The sequence below is a fragment of the Flavobacterium sp. ABG genome, assembly GCF_001027725.1.
Lineage (GTDB): Bacteria > Bacteroidota > Bacteroidia > Flavobacteriales > Flavobacteriaceae > Flavobacterium > Flavobacterium cupriresistens.
Window position 1 is genome coordinate 250,093 of record NZ_LEKS01000001.1, and the last position, 20,234, is coordinate 270,326.

Genomic DNA, 20,234 nt, shown 5'->3' on the forward strand with positions numbered 1-20,234 from the left:
ATCGAATGGATTTTTTTTGCTTGGTACTATTTTGGGGTAGTAAAATTTTATTGTGATTGGAGCAACCAAGCTTTTATATCCTTGAAAACTTCATCCCAGTGATAAGTACTTTCGGTTTCTTTTTTATTTAAATTAAATTCTTGTTTTTCGAAATTATGACCGTAATCAGGATAAGCTTTAATTTTAATATTTTTTTTCGGGAGTAAAAAAGGGAGTAAATCATTGTGTGCCGATCCAATATCATTTGTTCCATAAATTATCAGGATGGGATTCTTGAATTTTTTAAAGCTTTCATAACTTAAAGTTCTGTTATAACTTGCCCAATTGGTAAAATCAATGTCGTCTTTAAATTCTTTACTGTCTTTTTCGATGTTTTTATATTCACTAGTTAATTTGTCAATTTTAATTTGACTTTCCGAATCGTCATTGTTTTTAAAACACTGGACTCTTTCTCTTAATATGTATTCCGTTATTCTATTAAATGGATCAGCAGACATGCAAACTAATTTGGATATTTTGGTGTTGTTTGCCGCTACTTTTGCTGCTACACGATAGCCTTCCGAATGGCCTACAACAAAGAGAGAGTCTTTTTTAATGCTATTATTTTTAAATAAATAGTCTATAACGGTTGTGACTTGATTAACTCTATAATTTAGGTTATCATTTTTAATGTAATCATCGGGAATATTTCCTTTTTCAGTTGTATATCCTTTAGAATCTCTTTCGTAAGAACCTATTAAAGGAATTCCTTTTCTGGCAATTATTACAAAATTAAATTTTTCAAGATAAGGTTTAACGTCAAAAGGAATAGCTGAGTTTACTCTTTTGTCATCATAGAAGATTATAGGTAATGGATTTGAACCTTGGATGAATAAAATCGTAGCCTTTGGTAAAATGGAGTTACTAATGGAAGTTAAAAAAGAAATGGAGTCGGTTTTTGTTGTTATTACAGTTTTACTATAACCGGCTTTCTTTAAATAATAGTCTTCCTTGTTTTGGGAAAAAGAGGTTTGAGAAAAAAGCAAAAAAAAGGCTAATACAACTGAAGATTTAAGCAGGTTCATAGTTATCTGTAAATTGGTTTATTATTTCCGCATAATTTAAAAATTCAATACCCGATTGATTTATAATCTCAAGAGGTATTTTTTTTAAAATTTCATTTTGAATATGACATATTATTTTAATGATTTCTTTGCAATAGATACTTGGGTTGTTAAAACCATTTACTTTAGAGTATCGATGACCTAAATAACCTCCTCCGCATACAGATTCAATTGGGCAGCTTTGGCAAGTTTCACATATATTATCATGACTATTGTAGTATAATTTTGCAAGTTCAGATTCTTTAAAAATAAGACTTAAATCATCCTTTAGAATATTGAATTTTGTTTTTGTAAACCCATCGCCACAGATCTTCAAAGTATCGACCGTTTCAATACTACCATCCGTTTCTATTACTAATGTTTCATTTACGCTTTTTCCAAATATTTCTGATCCTGTATTCTTGCCTAAAATGAGTCCAATAAGATCGGTAAGAGGGCGTACAATGGGTTTTACTTTATCAGTGTCATTATACCATAAATCAAACATCTCTACTAACCAATCTCCAATTTTTGGAATATTATTTTGGTTTGATTCGATATAATTATAATCTTGAAATAAAAAATGGACATTATTAGCTTTTAATTTTTTAAAATGAGAATAGACGTCACTTGGATTTTCTTCGGTGTCTATTACACAAAGACAGTTTGCGTTTTGATTTCCATATACTTTTCTTATTATTTTGAAGCCTCTGATAATTTCATTGTAAGATCCTTTTTCGTTATGGTAAACCCTGTTTTTATTATTTGAGTTTGGAGTTCCATCTAAACTTATGCCTACTTGAATGTTTAACCCTTTTAAAATTTTTGCCCACTCTTCTGTTATTAATACACCATTAGATTGCATTGAGTAATCAATCCTAATATTTTCAGGAATTATTCTTTTTTCAGTTTCAATGAAATTGGTGTAAAAATCTATTCCTGTTAATAAAGGTTCTCCACCATGAAAAATAAGTAAAAAACTCTTTTGGTTGTTTTCAATACAGTGTTCCTTAATTTTTATTAGCATTGATTCTATTACCTCTTGCGACATAAATTTAGGCTGTGATTTATAACTTTGGTCGCCCATATTGTATACGTAACAGTATGAGCAATTTAAATTGCAGCGACTAGCGACTTTAATTACCAAATTAGATGTTTTCATATCTTTTTATTAATGAAAAAAGAGGACGACAATATCGTCCGCTAAGTAATTGTAGATTTAATTTTTAACATAAGTACTTTCAGTGTAAGTTTTTCCGGCACTTTCTCTCCAATAAGTTTTTTTGCCTCGATCGTCTCCACCAGTAATGATGCGTAATTGCTTTTTTCCAAGTACTTCTAATAAATTAATTGATTTGTCATTTTTGTCAAAAAAAAACTTTTTCATTTTTAGGCTCATAATTTTTTAAATTTTAATGTTAAAAACAGATTTTAAATTTCATCAACATTCTAGATACTTTTAAAGAGTGATGTGTAATATTGTAAGATAATATTTTCAAAAATAATAAAAATATCAATAATTTGTATCTTTTTAACTGTTAAAAAAACGAAGTGAAAATCAATTTTTAAAAAAAAGCAAAAAAAAACTCCATTTACTACTAGCAAATGGAGTTTTTAATATTTTATTAAATTGATGAATCTAAAATCATCAATCTAAAATCTACAATAATCTTAGTGTGCTTCCAACCAATCTTTACCCAAACCTAATTCTACTTCTAACGGAACCGCCATTATAAAAGCGTTTTCCATTTCGTGTTTGATCATAGGCTGGATTTTTTCGAGTTCGTCATTGTGAACATCGAACACAAGCTCATCATGCACCTGAAGTAACATTTTTGATTTCCAGCTTTCTTCTTTTAATTTTTTATGAATGTTGATCATTGCAATTTTAATCACATCCGCAGCACTTCCCTGAATAGGAGCATTCACGGCATTTCGTTCTGCAGCGCTTCTTACAACAGCGTTGGCAGAATTAATATCTTTTAAGTAACGACGACGTCCTAAAATGGTTTGTACGTATCCTTTTTCACGTGCAAACTCGATTTGCTCTGAAATGTACGATCTCAATTTTGGGTATGTTTTGTAATACGCTTCAATCAAAGCAGCACTTTCGCTTCTGGATAGGGAAGTCTGATTACTCAATCCAAAAGCAGAAACACCGTAGATAATTCCGAAGTTTACTGTTTTTGCATTACTTCTTTGTTCGCGGCTCACTTCATCCAAAGGAACATCAAAAACTTTAGCAGCTGTTGCTTTGTGAATGTCTTCTCCGTTTTGGAAGGCCTTGATCATGTTTTCTTCACCACTCAGAGCGGCAATAATTCGCAATTCTATTTGAGAATAATCCGCAGAAATCAAAGTGTGGTTTTCATCACGGGCTACAAATGCTTTACGAATCTGACGACCTCTTTCGGTACGAATTGGGATATTCTGTAAGTTCGGATTATTAGAACTCAAACGGCCTGTTGCAGCAACAGTCTGCATATAATCGGTATGAACTCTTTGTGTTTTTTTGTCTACTTGTTCCGGTAAAGCCAGAATATAAGTACTCTGTAATTTTACCATTTGACGCCAATCCAGAATCTCTTTTACAATTGGATTGTCGTTGGCTAAATAAGTTAATACTTCCTCACCGGTAGCGTACTGGCCTGTTTTGGTTTTCTTTTGTTTGGCACCGCCAATTTTCATTTTATCAAACAAAATATCGCCCAACTGTTTTGGAGAAGCCAAATTGAATTTCTCGCCCGCAGTTTCGTAGATATTTTGCTCCAAAGTTTTAATCTCAACATCCATTTCTTTAGACATTGCTTTTAAAAACTCAACATCAAGACGAATACCTTCTGTTTCCATAGCAGCCAAAACGCTTACTAACGGAATTTCGATTTCGTCAAACAGTTTTTTGGTTTCCGTTTTGTCTAATTCAGTGGTGAAGATTTCTTTCAACTGTAAGGTTACATCAGCGTCCTCGGCAGCATATTCTTTGATGTCTTCCAAAGCAACATCACGCATTGAGATTTGATTTTTACCCTTTTTACCAATTAAATCTTCAATTGGTTTTGGGGAATATTTCAAATACGTTTCTGCTAGAATATCCATATTATGACGCATATCCGGATTAATCAGATAGTGTGCAATCATCGTGTCAAAAAGTTTTCCTTTTACCGTAACACCATAATTAGAAAGAATTTTTAAATCATATTTTAAATTCTGACCGATTTTTTCAATACTCTCATTTTCAAAAAACGGAATAAATTTGGTAATCAAAGCCTTTGCTTCTTCCTGGTTTTCCGGAAACGGAACATAAAGTCCTTTTCCTTTTTCATAAGAAAACGAAATACCAACCAGTTCCGCATGCAAAGCATCTAAACCGGTAGTTTCGGTGTCAAAACAAACAGCAGTCTGTTTTTGTAAATTTTGTAAAAGTAATTTAATACCTAAATCGCCTTCAATAGCCTGATAGGAGTGAGGTGTGTTTTCTAAAGTAGTATAAAAAGAAGTTCTTACAGCTTCCGGATTTTCGGCGGTATCACCGGCTCCAAAAAGATCAAATTGGTCTTCATTTTTAGGTTGCGCTTTCTTGTATAATTTGGCATCAGGAGTTGTCTCTGTAGTTTGTGCTCCACCTGTTTTAAACAAATTATCAAATTGTTCCGCCATTCTTCGGAATTCTAATTCCTGAAAAATAGCATCAGTTTTTTCGATATCGGGACGTGTTAACTCGTAATCATTTTCGTCAAAAGTAACCGGGCAGTCCAATAAAATAGTGGCTAAAGTTTTAGAGAGTAATCCCTTTTCTTTGTTGGCCTCGATGTTTTCTTTCATTTTTCCTTTCAGCTTGTCGGTATTAGCCAAAAGGTTTTCCATTGTACCAAATTCTTTTAAAAACTTTTTAGCCGTTACTTCACCAACACCCGGAAGTCCCGGGATATTATCGGCAGCATCGCCCATCATTCCAAGGAAATCAATTACCTGTTCCGGTCTTTCGATTTCAAATTTTGCCAAAACTTCCGGAACACCCCAAATTTCAATTCCATTACCCATTCGGGCCGGTTTGTACATGAAGATGTTTTCAGAAACCAATTGGGCAAAATCCTTATCGGGAGTTACCATAAAAACTTTGTAATTCTGTTTTTCGGCTTGTTTGGCAATCGTTCCAATTAAGTCATCGGCTTCAAAACCTGCCACTTCAATAATAGGAATGTGCATGGCTTTTAGTAATTCGCAGATATAAGGCACTGCAATTTTTATAGCTTCCGGTGTTACATCGCGATTGGCTTTGTATTCGGGGAATATCTCGTTACGAAGTGCACTTCCTCCTTTATCGAAAGCAACAGCCAGATGATCCGGTTTTTCTCTTCTAATAACATCCAAAAGAGAATTCATGAAGCCCATAATGGCGGACGTATCCATTCCTTTGGAGTTGATTCTTGGGTTTTTTATGAAGGCATAATAACCACGGAATATTAAAGCGTAAGCATCAAGTAAAAAAAGGCGTTTTTGTGACGACATAAGTACAATTTATCAATTCAATTTTCAAAGTTACGAATATCACTATAATATTAAGTTAGAAATTGCTTTGTTATTTGTTAATCCTAAATAGTAGAAGGAAGGATTGTTGGTTTTCGGAAACTTTAAAGCCTTGAAAACCAAAAGTTTTTTTTTGTCGTAGATAATTAATTAAAACACTACATTATGAAAGATACCTTACTTACGCCGAGATCCTTTTTATTGATGGGATTAATGTCATTTTTTGGAGCCTGTTCTAATGATGACGATAGAACTCCAGTGCAGCAACCAGAACCTGTACCAATGCCTAGTACAGCACCTCCGGTAGATTTTACTGCCTTGTCCAATGATAATAAAGTCTTTTATTTTAATGCTAAAGATTTAAAAATGCCCATTCGTTCCTATACGATAACAGGATTGCAGTCAGGCGAAAGTATCCTGAGTATTGATTACAGACCGGCAACAGGACAATTGTATGGTTTAGGGTCTACAAGCAGATTGTATAGTATAAATGAAAATTCGGGATTAGCGACACCCCTTGGGGCGGCTTCTTTTTCTCCCGCGATCGAAGGAACGTCCTCTTCTATAGATTTTAATCCAACGGTTGATCGTGTGCGTCTGATTTCTAATAATGGAAAAAATCTGAGATTACACCCCGAACTCGGAACTGTTGTGTCAACAGACGGAAATCTCAATGGAGTTGCAAGCACTCAGGTTGATGCCATTGCTTACACGAATAGCTTCTCCGGAAGTACAACAACCCAATTATTTGATATTGATTATGCAACTGACAAATTATACTTGCAGAATCCGCCAAACGATGGGAAACTTCAGGAAGTAGGAAGTTTAAAAGTAGATTTTTCAGGAACAGGAGGGTTTGATATACAGCCGGATTCTAATTTAGGAATCGCGGTTAACAATAAAAGCAATGAATCCAGGCTTTATACGATTAATTTAACGAATGGAGAGGCTGTATGGGTTGGCACTTTTACACAACAAATTGTTGAAGTTGCATTTAAATCGAAACCTATTGCCTATGCAACAAGCGCAACAAATTCTTTATACCGATTAAATCCCGTTACAGGAACTTCCAATTCGGTTGCTTTGATGGGGATGAATAGTAGTGAGGAAGTAGTAGGTTTGGATTTCAGACCTTCAAACGGAGCTCTTTATGCGGTGACCAATCAAAACAGGTTGCTAACGGTTAATACTTCAAACGGTCAGGTAACAGCTGTCGGCTCCGTATTATCGCCGATATTGTCAGGACAGAATTTCGGATTTGATTTTAATCCAACCGTAGACCGAATAAGATTGGTGAGTAATTTGGGACAAAATCTTCGTTTGAATCCTGACACTGGAGCAGTTGTGGGTACAGATAGTTTTCTGAATCCGGGTACACCCTCTGTTTCGGCAGCAGCTTACACCAATAATTTTGCACAGGCTTCCTCGACACAGTTGTTTGTAATTGATTCAGGAAATAATAATTTGTACCTACAAACCCCTCCAAATAATGGGACTTTGGTGCCAGTGGGAGCTTTGGGGGTAACAACTACAGGAATGAATGGTTTTGATATAGGAGGAAATAGCGGTGAAGCGTTTGCTATATTAACGGTTAGTACTACGCAATCTATTTACAAAATTAACCTGACAACAGGTGCTGCAACAAAAACGGTTGATTTTTCTCCGGCCGTCACTTCAATGACTTTAGGATTAGGTTTTTAAAAGGATAGCGAAAATTGATATAGAAGAAGCGGCTGGAGTATTTCAGCTGCTTTTTTATAAATTAAAGTTAAAATTTTTTAGTGGTCTCGTTTCTTCATTTTCTCTTCATTTTCTCGAAGTAAATTTGATCTGTAATTAAAAAGGTTATTAATTCAAAATTATAGAAATCATGAGAAATTTTTTAATGTTACTCGTAGCAATTTTAGGAACAACAGCAATGGTAAATGCTTTTCCTCCTGTAAAAGTGGGACCTGCTAAAGAAATTAAAGCAACTCCGGCAAAAGAGACAAAAGCAACCAAACATCCAAAACACAAAACGGATAAAAAAGCGAAATCTACTAAAAAAGAAGCTCCGAAATCAGAAACAGCAAACATGAAAAAATAAAAGTTGTTTTTGTTTTGCTTTTTAAGGATTGTAAGGGAGGCAAAACAGAAAGGATAATTATGGAGAAAGCTGATGAAGAAATTTGTCAGCTTTTTTTATTCAATAATTTTTTAAATAATAAGGAGCTAATTTTTTGATAATTGCTTAAATTTAGTTGCTTTTAGAACTTTGAACTATGAATATTTTAATTGTTGAGGATAATAAAGAACTTGCCGTAGAGGTCTATGATTTTTTATGCAATGGCGGTTATGTCTGTAAAGTGGTTCATAATTGTGCGGATGCATTAGAGGAAATCGGCTGTAATGAGTACGATGCCATGTTGTTGGATCTTGGTTTACCGGATGGAGATGGCTTCGAAATTCTGACAGCGGTGCGAAAAACGAAATCCAAAATGGCAGTTATCGTCATTACGGCTCGTGGAGAATTAGACGACAGAATAAATGGTTTGCATTTGGGTGCCGATGATTATCTGACCAAACCTTTTGCTTTAACAGAACTGAGTGCACGTCTTTATGCGGTGATCAGGAGAATGCATGGTTTTACTTTAAATGATTTAGTAGTGCATGGTTTTTCACTACAATTGCAGGATTATAAAGTAAGTTATGACGCTATCCCGATCAATCTGACCAAAAAAGAATTTGATATTTTTCAGTATTTGGTTTTGAATAAAAATCGGGTCATTACCAGATTGCAATTAACGGAGCACATTTGGGGAGATATACTGGAGGTAAATTCAGACTCGAATTTTATTGATGTCCATGTTCGGAATCTTAGAAAAAAATTAGACAAACATACCGATATTAGCTGGTTTGAAACCGTTAGAAATGTCGGATATCGAATTAATGTTTAAAAAGTAACGACTTTGAAAATAAAACACCAATTGGCTATTTTTAACGCACTGTCAAGATTATTGCTGATCTTTATTTTGTGGTTAATGTTGCCTATTTTGGTCGAGAAAGTAGTTTACAGACATATCAACAATAGTTTAGTCGAAAAAGAGAAAAAATTTCTGGATCATTTGGACAAGGAAGAAATCAATAATTTTATTCAGAATACGGGCGATACCACAGATACATATTCGCAGTTTTCAACTTTGCACAGCGAATTTCTGGTACTTTCAAGAACCACAACGAAGTCCCATCAAAAGAAAACGACTTTCAGTAATGCTTACAGGGTGATCGAAGGCGAAGAAAATGAATATCGAATTCTACAGCATCATTTTACCTATGCCAATGAAAATTATAAACTGGAGATAGGAAGCAGTCTTGCCGAAATAAAAGACCTTACTTTTATCATCCGGTTCTTTATTATTATTGTGTTTGTGATCATTCTTTTAATTACTTTTTTGGCGGATACTTTTTTTATTGAATATTTATTGAAGCCTTTTTATAAAATTATAGATACCAAAATCAGGCGGGTCAATGAGCCCGAAGCTTTTGATCATACACCGATAAAAGCAACATCGCGTGATTTCAGAGAGCTTGATTTTGTTCTGAATCAAATGATGGATCGTATTGCGGAACTTTTTAAAAAAGAAAAACAATTTATTTCTAATGTTTCCCACGAGTTACTTACGCCCATTGCGCTGCTCAAAAATAAGTTCGAAAACCTATTGCAGAATGAGTCTTTAGATGATCTGGCGGTTGACAAAATTGCGGGTTCGCTCAGAACCTTAGATATGCTCAAAAAAATTATCAATAATCTGTTGCTGATTTCCCGAATAGAAAACAATCAGTATGCAACAGACGAAGCAATTAATTTTGGTGAAATTGTAAATGATATGCAGGAAGATCTTCAAGACAGAATTGAAGACAAAGAGATTCATTTTTCGAATGAAATGCAGCATGATTTTAGTTTTAAAGGCAATAAAACCCTAATTCATATTCTGATCTACAATTTAATTACGAACGCAATTAAATACAATAAAGAAAAAGGAGAAATCATTGTTTCCGACGGATTTTTGAATGGGCAGTATTTTATCTCTATCAAAGATTCCGGTATTGGTATGGATGCCTCTCAGATTGAAAAAGTATTTAACAGATTTGCCAGAATTAGTTCAGATCAGGATGGGCAAGGGTTGGGGCTTGCTATTGCAAAAAGTATTGCTTCTTTTCATCATATAGAAATCGATGTTGTTTCAGAAATTAATACCGGAACAACTTTTAAGCTTTTACTGCCTGAGGCTGCAAAACTTAATTAAAAGTTAATTTTTTTTAACACTACAAATCTTCATTTAAACTTCATTTAGTGATTATATCTTTGGTCTATAAATAATCAAATAATAATAATCTATAAATTTAAAGTCATGAGAAAATTAGCAATTTTAGCAGTAGCAGTTTTAGGAACAGTAGGAATGGTAAACGCTCAAACAGCCCCAGCTCAAACAGCTCCGGTAAAAGAAGCAAAAGCGCCTAAAAAAGACAAAAAAGCAGATAAAAAAGCGAAAAAAACAGAAGCTAAACCAGCAGCGTCTAAAACAGAAATGAAATAATAATAAGTCGTTTTTATTGTAGTTTCATGGCTTTTGGTTTGGTTTATGAAATGGTTAATAGGGATAAATTTTAAGTAGATTAAAAGGCTGACAGAGAAATTTGTCGGCCTTTTGATTTATATTTGAGTTAAATTTTTGATAATAAAAAGCAATAAAAAATCCATTCTTTGTTACTTTGCTTAAAACTATAACTAATGATCATTCGTTTTGTAATTCTTTGCGCTCTTTTTTTATTTATTGAGTTCTATTCTTACCAAGCCATCCGTACTTTAATTAAATTAAGATGGGTTTTGGTTAGTTATCAAATTATAAGTTTACTGCTTTTAATTTTTATCATTTACTCTTTTTCGCAGGTAGATCGTTCCATTGGACAAACGAAGCAATTCATGTTTACAACAGGCCTGATGTTGTTGATTTATGTGCCTAAAATTGTAATTACGTTGGTTTTATTAGGAGAAGACGTTTTTAGATTAGGTGCAGGAGCAGTTAACTATTTTGTAGAAAATTCAAATGAGACAAATATTCTTCCTTCGAGGCGAAAATTCATCAGTCAGATTGGTTTAGGGCTGGCAGCAGTTCCTTTCCTGTCTTTGATTTATGGAATTTTCGAAGGAAAGTACAATTATAAAGTAATCAAACAGACGATCTTTTTTCCGGATCTTCCGGAGGCTTTTGATGGTTTTAAGATCACTCAGATTTCAGATGTACACAGCGGAAGTTTTGATAATCCTGAGAAAATCAGCTACGCGGTTGATCTGATCAATGAGCAGGAAGCAGATATGATTTTGTTTACAGGTGATATTGTGAACACCCATGCAACAGAAATGCATCCGTGGCTAGAGACTTTTAATAAAATAAAAAGTTACAAATACGGGAAATTTTCGGTTTTAGGAAATCATGATTACGGGGAGTACGTGACTTGGCCTTCCGAAAAAGAAAAGGAGGATAATTTTCATGCGATAAAAGAATTATACAACCAGATCGGATTTAAACTTTTACTGAATGAGCACACTTTTATTCAGAAAGGGGAGGATAGGATCGCTTTAGTTGGTGTTGAGAATTGGGGAAAGAATTTTAAAAAAGCAGGCGATTTGAACAGAGCTTCACAGCACGTAGATCAAAACGATTTTAAAGTCCTGATGAGTCATGATCCAAGCCATTGGGAATATGAAATAAAGAATCATCCGAAAAACTTTCATTTAACGCTGTCAGGTCATACACATGGCATGCAGTTTGGTATTGAAATACCGGGATATTTTAAATGGAGTTTAGCACAGTACATTTATAAACAATGGGCTGGCTTATATGAAGAGGTAGGCAGGTATGTTTATGTGAACCGAGGTTTTGGTTTTCACGCTTATCCCGGAAGAGTGGGTATCATGCCGGAAATAACGGTCATTGAACTAAAAAAAGGTAACAATGTCGCTTAGTTAAGTAAAAATGCTACATTTGTAAAATATTTATCTCTTTTTAGTAGATTTAAAAAAATTAAATTTTTGGTTTTATGTCAAAATTTGGAGAACTAATAAATGCTCAGGTCCCTGTGTTAATCGATTTTTACACAGATTGGAATGAATCGTCAGTTTCTATGCATCCTGTTATTAAGGATGTTGCCGCTGCGCTTGGTGATAAGGCCAAAGTAATCAAAATTGATGTAGATAAAAATCAGGAACTGGCGGAGGCACTTCGTATAAAAGGACTTCCGACTTTGATGATCTATAAAGAAGGTCAGATGATTTGGAGGCAGTCAGGTGAGCTTGATGCAAATACTATCATTGGTATTGTGCAGGAACAATTCGATATGTAATACTACACACGGTTTGCTGTTATTTAGTGAATAATATCAAACGTATATCCATTTTCTTTTAAAAAATGCAAGGTTTTAGGCAAGGCGAATTTTAAATTCGGTGAAGCCTTTATGCTGTCATGAAATACAATTACACTTCCTGACTTTACATTTTTCGTAACATTCTCCAAACATTTTTGAGGAGTAATAGAACGGTCAAAATCAGCACTCAGAACATCCCACATTACTATTTTGTAGCCTAGTTTGCGTAGAATTTTAGATTGCGCTTTTTTGATTTTCCCGTAAGGAGGACGAAAAAGCAGACGACTACCTGTTTTTTCCTGTTCTTCTAATACGTGTGCGCAATTTTTAACATTTTCGATATAATCATTCGTGTGAATTTTCCATCCGTTTACGTGGTTCATCGTGTGATTTCCAATGGAGTGTCCTTCTGTGATCAATTTCTCAAATAGCGACAAATTTGCTTTTATGTTTTTTCCGATACAGAAAAAAGTGGCTTTGGCATCAAACTTTTTCAATTCAGATAAAACCCAATCCGTAATCTCCGGAGTAGGGCCGTCGTCAAAGGTGAGGTATATCTTCTTTTCGTTGTTGGGAATGTCCCAGCAATATTTAGAAAATACCCTTTTTATAAATGAATTTGTTTTTACCCAATAAAAGCTCATCGTAAAATGATTTAGAGATATGTAAAATTAAAAAATGCAGTGCTATTTATCAAACAGCACTGCATTTTTTTAATTGCTAAATTTTTCGTATATTATTCTTTTTCTCTTCCAAAACGTTCGAAAACATTTACGTAAGTATTAAAAGTTACTTTATGTTTCTCGTAGAAAGTGATGTCGTTGTTGTTTTTCATAACCTCCAATAAGCTTCTGTAACGCTCGATATCAGTGATAATATCAATAGCTAAGTCCGTTTGGTCAGAAGCGCTTAATGTGGCATAATAGTTCAGATCTTCTTTGTATTTCTGTACTAACTTATTCAGCAAATCATGTGCTTTTGCTGTTTCGCCAACTTTATAATAGCCACCGGCAAAAGGTTCAACTAAGGAATAATAACCAAATTTATCGATCGGCATTTTTGTCATAGCTAAATTAATGACTTTTTTTGCCTTGTCAATTTTGCCTTCAGCGATCAATTGGTTCATTAAACGAGATAAGTTTGTGCGGTATGTGATGCTGTTTTTTCTTGTTTCAGGATCGTGATAGATTTTGTCGCTTTCGCTATTGCCCCAATCCCATTTCATTACAATATCATACATTTTGTCAGCATCAATTTGTCCCATGTCTAATGGTCCGCCTTCTTTTGAAGCAGTATTTTTTATCGGAACTAATTTATAAACCATTCCGTCTAATTGTAAATAATCTTTTAGCCATAAGTAATCTTCACTGTCAAAAGCACCACCACTAAAGTAGATTGGTCTTTTCCAGTTGTTATTAGCCAGGATATCCAACATCATCAAACGATTTTTGTATAACGCGCTTCCTTTGATATCAATGTCCATATAAGGAACGATAGAATCATTGTATTTTGGATTAACGACTTTATTTTTAATAATTAAGTCTTTATCAACGGTAACTCTGATTTTATTAGTTGGGTAAAAATGAATGGTTTGCCCGTTTTGTAAACCTACAGTTGATTTTGGATTTTTAATAAAGCTGATGAAGTCATTAATGTTCCAACGCGTTTCTATTTTTGGAATGTGAGCCACATAATCCAGTTTATCTCCCACATATTCAGCATGTGTAAAAGAGATTGGTAATGGGTCAGATTCATACGATTTGGCTTTCATTTGATCAATGTACCAATCCGTCATGAAAAGGCTTGTATTGACAATTTTCACATCTGTTCGTACGCCTTCGATTTCCTGAGCATACCATAATGGGAAAGTATCGTTGTCTCCAATTGTAAATAAAATAGCGTTCTTGTCGCAGGAAGTCAAATAAGCTTTTGCCATTGCTACAGCAGTATATTTACCTGATCTGTCATGATCATCCCAGTTTTGAGAAGCCATTAAAACAGGAGCAGCAAGGAAAGTTACAGCAATAATTACTGGTCCGGCGATTTTTGGAGCTATGTATTTCTGAATCGTTTCGTACAACGAATAGACTCCAAAGCCAATCCAAATGGCAAACACATAGAAGGATCCTACCAGCGCATAATCTCTTTCACGAGGCTCAAAAGGTCTCTCGTTTAAGTAAATTTTTAATGCGATTCCTGTAAATAAGAATAAGGCCAAAAGAACGTAAAAGCTTTTAAGGTCTCTATTCGCGTGATACATAAGCCCGATAAGTCCCAGGATGAAAGGCAGGAAGAAGTACGTATTTCTTCCTTTGTTGTTTAGTACATCTGTAGGTAAGTTGTCTTGAGAGCCAAGGTGGATGGAATCAAGGGCTTTTATTCCGCTAATCCAGTTTCCGTCCAGATTGTCGTATTTCCCCTGAACATCGTTCTGGCGTCCGGCGAAATTCCACATCAGGTATCTTCCGTACATATATCCGAATTGATATTCAAACATAAAAAAGAAGTTGTCAGAAGCTGTTGGTTTTTCGATAATTAAGTAATCGCCGTAGCTTTTCAGGAATTTTACGTAACCTTCGTTGTCAATTTGTTTTTGAGCATATGCTTTTCTGAATTCAGAAATAGTTTTTTCAACTTCGTTACGCAATTGAGCAGTGGCTTTGTTGTATTCCTCTTCGCTTAATTGACTGGCGTCTATGCCATATTTTGCCAAATCATCTTCGTAAGGATAATTTGGGTTTATCTTGAAGCCCGGAGGGTGTGTGAAACCAATATAATTCTCAATGTGTCCAGGTTCGGTACTCCACATTCTTGGTAGTATGGTTTTTTGATTGTCGTCCGTATTTTGTTCTGCGTTTTTATAGTTGTTGGTAATGATGTATTTACCAGTTTTATAATCTCTTTCGTAGTTTGGTTTTTTGTCTAAATAAGGTGTTTTAGCGTCTAGACCTGCAAAAACTTCTGTGTATTGTGGTCCGTAGAACAACGGATTTACACCGTATTGTTCACGATTGTAGTATGCCAGAACTTCGGTAGCATCTGATGGTTTGTTTTCGTTGATTACCGTGTTTGCGTTAGCACGAACCGGTAACATCATCCAGGTTGAGAATCCTATTAAAATAAACAAGATGCAGAGAATGATAGTGTTATAGAAAATCAGGCCTTTTTGTTTGGTGAATTTTAACCCGAAATAAAAGAAAGCAATTAATAGTAAAGCAACAAAAATGGTTCCGGAGTTAAAAGGAAGTCCCATGCTGTTTACCATGAATATTTCGGTTTTACCGAAGAACGCCATGGTTAGCGGAAGGAGTAATTTGAAAATAAACAACAATACTCCAATAACTACAACATTGGCAATTAAGAAGTTCTTGATGGTAACTTTTTCGTAATGTTTAAAATAGTATAGAAATCCTATTGATGGAATGGTTAATAAAGCCATGAAGTGGACTCCAAAAGAAAGCCCAATAACAAGGGAGATAACCAATAACCATTTGTTTCCCTTAGGTTTGTCCATGTCTTGTTCCCAACGCAGACCAAGCCAAAAAAGTAAGGCAATTAATAAAGAGGCCATTGCATAAACTTCGGCTTCAACAGCGTTAAACCAAAAACTATCTGAAAAAGTAAAAGCCAAGGCTCCTATAAAAGAGCTTCCTAGGATAACAATTGAATTATTTTGATTGATTTCGGAAAAACGGGCTATGATTTTTTTCAGGATCATAGAAGAAGACCAAAACAAAAATAGAATCGTGAATGCACTAGAGAAAACAGACATCATATTGACCATTAAGGCTACATGTTGGTTATCTGTTGCAAACATGGCAAAAAACGCACCCATCATTTGGTATAAAGGAGCTCCGGGTGGGTGACCAACTTCTAGTTTAGCTGCTGTAGCGATATATTCGCCACAATCCCAAAAGCTCATGGTAGGTTCAACAGTTAGTGTGTAGGTGATTAAAGCGATTGCAAATGCAAACCAACCAATAATTGTATTCCATTTATTGAAATTGAATTGTGCCATATTTAGGTGTTATAATTTTAGATGTTTTCTATCCTACAAAGAAAATGTTTTTTTGTGTAAAGAATAGAGCATTAACAAAAAAATCTAGAAAACTATTTGGTTAAAGTAATCTGTTGTTGGTGAAATACTTGTGAAAACATTAGCAGTTTTAAAGGAGAAAAAACGAAAAAAAATGAAAATTTTTGCCCAAAAAGTTTGTGCAAACTAAATAAAGCTCTAAATTTGCACTCGCTTAACCGCACTGCTGGTCTATGGTGTAATGGTAACACAACTGTTTTTGGTGCAGTCTTTCAAGGTTCGAGTCCTTGTAGACCAACATAAAAGCCTCTCAATCGAGAGGCTTTTTTTATGGAATAAATTTTTTCAAAAAAAGTTTGTGTAAACTAAAAAAAGTTTTAAATTTGCACTCGCTTAACAGCACTGCTGGTCTATGGTGTAATGGTAACACAACTGTTTTTGGTGCAGTCTTTCAAGGTTCGAGTCCTTGTAGACCAACATAAGAAGCCTCTCAATTTGAGAGGCTTTTTTTATGCAACAAAATTTTTTGAAATTCCAATTTTTGAAATTCCAAATCCCAAGTCTGGAATAGGAGGGGATCTAGTCTGTTAAAAAAAAAACGCTCTGTTTGTGCTATACACGCCCGGTTTTTCCTTTCGACGAAGGAGAAATCATGGATCAACACGAAAACCTGTGGAGTATCAAAAATTAAGCTTATATATTCGTTAGTCTAAAAAGGAAAAATAGATGTGAGAATTTAGTTTATCTAACACACACACACACACACACACACACACACGCAGTTTGTCCTTTCGACGAAGGAGAAATCTCCGCAAGAAACTCCGTAAAAACAAGCTCAGCAAAGGCAGATTTATTTGGTTTATTCGCTTTCGTTCGGGTCACCTTCGTGAAAAAAGACAAAGTGAGTGTCTGACTTTTGTAGCCTTAGTGACTCTGTGAGGTTTTATTATTTCCCCACAACAATGTGTCTTGATCCGAAATCATACTAGGAATTCGGTATAGAAAAGCACTAGTTTTGTCGGGGCGCCATTGTGATTTCTCTTTCCGAAAATAATATTGTACGGCAAAATTGTTTTCTATTATTTTTATGGGTCAAAGCTGACAGGTTTTTAAAACCTGTCAGCTTTAGTTTTTGAGGTGTTTAGGTAGGTTTTAATGGAGAATTCAAAACTTGTAGTTTTTATTCAAAAAAAAACGCTCAAGTGAGAAGCTTTTTAGTGTTGTGTTTAAATTTAGTGGAAATCTCGCAAAGTCGCAAAGCTGTAAAGTTTAAAAAAGATTAGGTACTTCGTTTGTTCTCTTGATGAAGGAGACTCGAGCGAAAGTGAATAGGTAAAATAAATCACAATAGAAATTATGGGTCAAAGCTGACAGGTTTTTAAAACCTGTCAGCTTTAGTTTTTTTTGAGCTGTTTAGATTTTGAAAGTTATAACGGGTTTCACGGCGTGATTGACTAGTCCTTCGCTGATGCTTCCGTTGAAAAAATGAGCAAATCCGGTTCTTCCGTGTGTGCACATTGCAATAACGTCTGCGTTTTTGGTGTTCGAAAAGTTTAGAATTCCTTTTTCGATATTGGTATCGTTGTAGATATTTGTGGAGTAATTGGTCATATTAAATTCGGCGATAAATTCGTTCATCGCTTTTTGAATAACATGAGTTGGTCTGAAGCTGTTTGGAGTACAAATAGTGACTAAATGAATGGTTGAGTCAAAGAATTTGGTGAAATTTAAGAATTTTTCAAAAGGTTTTTTGGTCTCTTCAGAAAAATCAGAAGCAAAGACAATGTTTGCTGCATTAAAATTTGAAATGTCTTTTTTGATGACTAAAACAGGGATTTCGGAATTGCGTACTACTTTTTCGGTGTTGGATCCTATTAGTAATTCTTCGACACCTGAAGAGCCGTGTGACCCCATTATGATTAGATCTATTTCGTGATCTTTGCTTACTTGCGTGATGCCATGGATGGGTTTGTCCATTTTTACAATTTCGGTCACACTAACTCCTTCAAGGTAGGGTCTGTTGGAGATTTCATCGAGCATTTGATTTGCTTTTTTCATGAAAAGCATGGTTTCGGGAATGCTTGCGCCCCCTGTAATTGCGTCATTCATTTGATGAGGCAGCTCGAGCATGTGTAATACAATGATTTCCGAATTGTTTTTTTGGGCAATTTGTGCAGCGACTTTTAAAGCGTCTTCTGCATGTTCTGAGAAGTCGGTAGGTACTAAAATTCGTTTCATAGTTTTTTGGGTTAGATAGTAGGAATAATCTCTTGTGTTTTATGCTACATAAAGATAAGAAATATTTTTAGAGCAATCTATTTATTTTGATTTATAAAAAAAACACTATATTTGCACCGTTATTTATTAAAATCTAAATAATGAGGGGACTAAGTGTCCCCTCTTTTTATAAAATTATGACATTTAAAGAAAAAGTAAACACATTAATTTTAGAAGCTCTTCAGGAAAAGCCATCAATCTTTTTGATTGATTTGTCTATTTCGGATTCTTTCAAGGTTAGTGTAGGTTTAGACGGGGATAATGGAGTAGCGTTGCAGGATTGTATTGATGTTAGTCGTGCAATCGAGAATAATCTGGATCGTGAAGAACAGGATTTTTCTCTTGAAGTAGCATCGGTTGGTGTTGGATCACCCTTGAAAATGACAAGACAATACAAGAAAAATATTGGTAGAACGTTGATTGTTACTACAAATAATGAAAAAATTGAGGCAGAATTAGTGGAAGCTAACGATGTTTTTATAATTTTGTCTTGGGAAGCAAGAGAACCGAAAAAAGTAGGAAAAGGAAAAGAAACAGTTCAAAAAGAGCAACAAATACCTTATACAGAAATTAAAGAGGCAATTGTTACAGTAACATTTTAATTAAAGAATTCGCATGGAAAATTTAGCATTAATCGATTCATTCTCAGAGTTTAAAGATAATAAACTTATTGATCGTGTAACGCTTATGGCAATTTTAGAGGACGTGTTTAGAAATGCATTAAAGAAAAAATACGGTTCTGATGATAACTTCGATATTATCATTAATCCTGATAAAGGAGATATGGAGATTTGGAGAAGAAGAGTAATCGTTGCTGATGAAGATCTGGACTTTGAGAACGAAGAAATTACCTTGACTGAAGCTAGAATGATCGAAGCGGATTTTGAAATTGGTGAAGAAGTTTCTGAAGAGGTTAAATTGATTGATTTAGGGAGAAGAGCTATTTTGGCTTTGCGTCAAAACTTGATCTCTAAAATTCACGAACACGATAATACGAATCTTTATAAGCAATTTAAAGATATTATTGGCGATATTTACACCGCAGAAGTACATCACGTACGTCCAAGAGTTGTAATCTTGGTGGATGATGAAGGAAATGAGATTGTACTTCCGAAGGAAAAACAAATTCCATCTGACTTTTTCCGTAAAGGAGATAATGTTCGTGGAATTATTGAAAGCGTTGAATTAAAAGGAAATAAACCTCAAATTATCATGTCAAGAACTTCTGAAAAGTTCTTGGAGAAATTATTTGAACAAGAAATTCCGGAAGTATTCGACGGTTTGATTACAGTTAAGAATGTAGTTCGTATTCCTGGTGAAAAAGCAAAAGTAGCGGTAGATTCTTATGATGACAGAATCGATCCTGTTGGAGCTTGTGTTGGTATGAAAGGATCTCGTATTCACGGAATTGTTCGTGAATTAGGAAACGAAAATATTGACGTAATCAACTATACAAACAATATTCAATTGTTTATTACAAGAGCATTAAGCCCTGCAAAAGTTTCTTCTATCAAAATTGATGAAGAAAACAAAAGAGCTGAAGTTTTCTTGAAATTAGAAGAAGTTTCTAAAGCTATCGGTAGAGGTGGTCATAATATAAAATTAGCGGGTCAGTTGACAGGTTACGAATTAGATGTTATTCGTGAAGGAGACGTTGCAGGTGCAACAGCAGATGAAGATGATGTTGAATTAACAGAATTTTCAGATGAAATCGAAGGCTGGGTAATTGAAGAATTTGCTAAAATAGGTTTAGATACTGCAAAAAGTATTTTGAAACAAGAAGTAGAAGATTTAGTAAGAAGAACAGATCTTGAAGAGGAAACTATTCTTGATGTTATGAAAATACTAAAAGAAGAGTTTGATAGCTAGTTATCTGCTCTAACAACACAACGAAAAAGGTAATAATA

The 20,234-nt window shown here is 34.6% G+C and carries 16 protein-coding genes and 2 tRNA genes; 11 read left to right on the forward strand and 7 right to left on the reverse strand.

Features of this window, described 5'->3' with window-relative positions; translation table 11 throughout:
* Positions 1–47 precede the first annotated feature (47 nt).
* From AB674_RS01040 to polA, 4 genes are all read right to left on the reverse strand, one after another.
* Positions 48–1,064: an alpha/beta hydrolase gene (locus tag AB674_RS01040; RefSeq protein WP_047773058.1), complete on the reverse strand. Its 1,017-nt coding sequence runs from the start codon at positions 1,062–1,064 to the stop codon at positions 48–50.
* Entirely contained in the window at positions 1,051–2,244 is a 1,194-nt protein-coding gene (locus tag AB674_RS01045) for a radical SAM protein (RefSeq protein WP_047773059.1), read from the reverse strand. Before AB674_RS01045 ends, AB674_RS01040 begins: the two co-directional genes overlap by 14 nt.
* 57 nt (positions 2,245–2,301) lie before the next feature.
* Entirely contained in the window at positions 2,302–2,469 is a 168-nt protein-coding gene (locus AB674_RS22725) for a hypothetical protein (RefSeq protein ID WP_165579338.1), read from the reverse strand.
* Between the two features lie 284 nt (positions 2,470–2,753).
* Entirely contained in the window at positions 2,754–5,591 is a 2,838-nt protein-coding gene (gene polA, locus AB674_RS01050; protein ID WP_047773061.1) for a DNA polymerase I, read from the reverse strand.
* Positions 5,592–5,774: 183 nt separating this feature from the next.
* Here polA and AB674_RS01055 point away from each other — a divergent pair, with 183 nt between their 5' ends.
* From AB674_RS01055 to AB674_RS01085, 7 genes are all read left to right on the forward strand, one after another.
* The gene (locus tag AB674_RS01055; protein ID WP_047773062.1) at positions 5,775–7,310 is read left to right on the forward strand and encodes a DUF4394 domain-containing protein; all 1,536 of its coding nucleotides are present in this window, start codon (positions 5,775–5,777) and stop codon (positions 7,308–7,310) included.
* A 169-nt stretch (positions 7,311–7,479) separates the two neighbouring features.
* Positions 7,480–7,695, forward strand: coding sequence for a hypothetical protein (locus AB674_RS01060; RefSeq protein WP_047773064.1), 216 nt, complete (start codon positions 7,480–7,482; stop codon positions 7,693–7,695).
* A gap of 175 nt (positions 7,696–7,870) precedes the next feature.
* Entirely contained in the window at positions 7,871–8,545 is a 675-nt protein-coding gene (locus AB674_RS01065) for a response regulator transcription factor (RefSeq protein WP_047773066.1), read from the forward strand.
* A gap of 12 nt (positions 8,546–8,557) precedes the next feature.
* Positions 8,558–9,895 carry a sensor histidine kinase gene (locus tag AB674_RS01070; protein WP_240478055.1) on the forward strand — a complete coding sequence of 446 codons (1,338 nt, stop codon included), beginning with the start codon at positions 8,558–8,560 and terminating at the stop codon, positions 9,893–9,895.
* A 105-nt stretch (positions 9,896–10,000) separates the two neighbouring features.
* Positions 10,001–10,186, forward strand: a complete 186-nt coding sequence (locus AB674_RS01075) for a hypothetical protein (protein ID WP_047773068.1) — start codon at positions 10,001–10,003, stop codon at positions 10,184–10,186.
* A gap of 194 nt (positions 10,187–10,380) precedes the next feature.
* A complete protein-coding gene (locus AB674_RS01080) occupies positions 10,381–11,616 on the forward strand; it encodes a metallophosphoesterase (protein ID WP_047773069.1) in 1,236 nt (411 codons plus the stop codon).
* Positions 11,617–11,690: 74 nt separating this feature from the next.
* Entirely contained in the window at positions 11,691–11,993 is a 303-nt protein-coding gene (locus AB674_RS01085) for a thioredoxin family protein (RefSeq protein WP_047773070.1), read from the forward strand.
* 23 nt (positions 11,994–12,016) lie between these two features.
* Here the strand turns inward: AB674_RS01085 and AB674_RS01090 are convergent, their stop codons facing one another.
* Positions 12,017–12,658, reverse strand: a complete 642-nt coding sequence (locus AB674_RS01090; protein WP_047773072.1) for a polysaccharide deacetylase family protein — start codon at positions 12,656–12,658, stop codon at positions 12,017–12,019.
* A gap of 92 nt (positions 12,659–12,750) precedes the next feature.
* A complete protein-coding gene (locus AB674_RS01095) occupies positions 12,751–16,032 on the reverse strand; it encodes a DUF2723 domain-containing protein (protein WP_047773074.1) in 3,282 nt (1,093 codons plus the stop codon).
* A gap of 245 nt (positions 16,033–16,277) precedes the next feature.
* Between AB674_RS01095 and AB674_RS01100 the strand changes: the two genes are divergently transcribed.
* Together AB674_RS01100 and AB674_RS01105 are read left to right on the forward strand one after the other, a co-directional pair.
* Positions 16,278–16,348: transfer RNA gene (locus tag AB674_RS01100), tRNA-Gln, on the forward strand.
* A 108-nt stretch (positions 16,349–16,456) separates the two neighbouring features.
* Positions 16,457–16,527, forward strand: a tRNA-Gln gene (locus tag AB674_RS01105).
* 936 nt (positions 16,528–17,463) lie between these two features.
* Here the strand turns inward: AB674_RS01105 and AB674_RS01110 are convergent.
* On the reverse strand, positions 17,464–18,288 hold the full coding sequence (locus AB674_RS01110; RefSeq protein ID WP_047773076.1) for a universal stress protein: 825 nt from the start codon (positions 18,286–18,288) through the stop codon (positions 17,464–17,466).
* Between the two features lie 176 nt (positions 18,289–18,464).
* On the opposite strand from AB674_RS01110, the gene rimP reads away from it, so the two are divergent.
* Both rimP and nusA read left to right on the forward strand, forming a co-directional pair.
* Positions 18,465–18,929 carry a ribosome assembly cofactor RimP gene (gene rimP / locus AB674_RS01115; RefSeq protein ID WP_047773281.1) on the forward strand — a complete coding sequence of 155 codons (465 nt, stop codon included), beginning with the start codon at positions 18,465–18,467 and terminating at the stop codon, positions 18,927–18,929.
* Between the two features lie 13 nt (positions 18,930–18,942).
* A complete protein-coding gene (gene nusA, locus AB674_RS01120) occupies positions 18,943–20,196 on the forward strand; it encodes a transcription termination factor NusA (RefSeq protein WP_017498147.1) in 1,254 nt (417 codons plus the stop codon).
* The last annotated feature ends 38 nt before the right edge of the window (positions 20,197–20,234 follow it).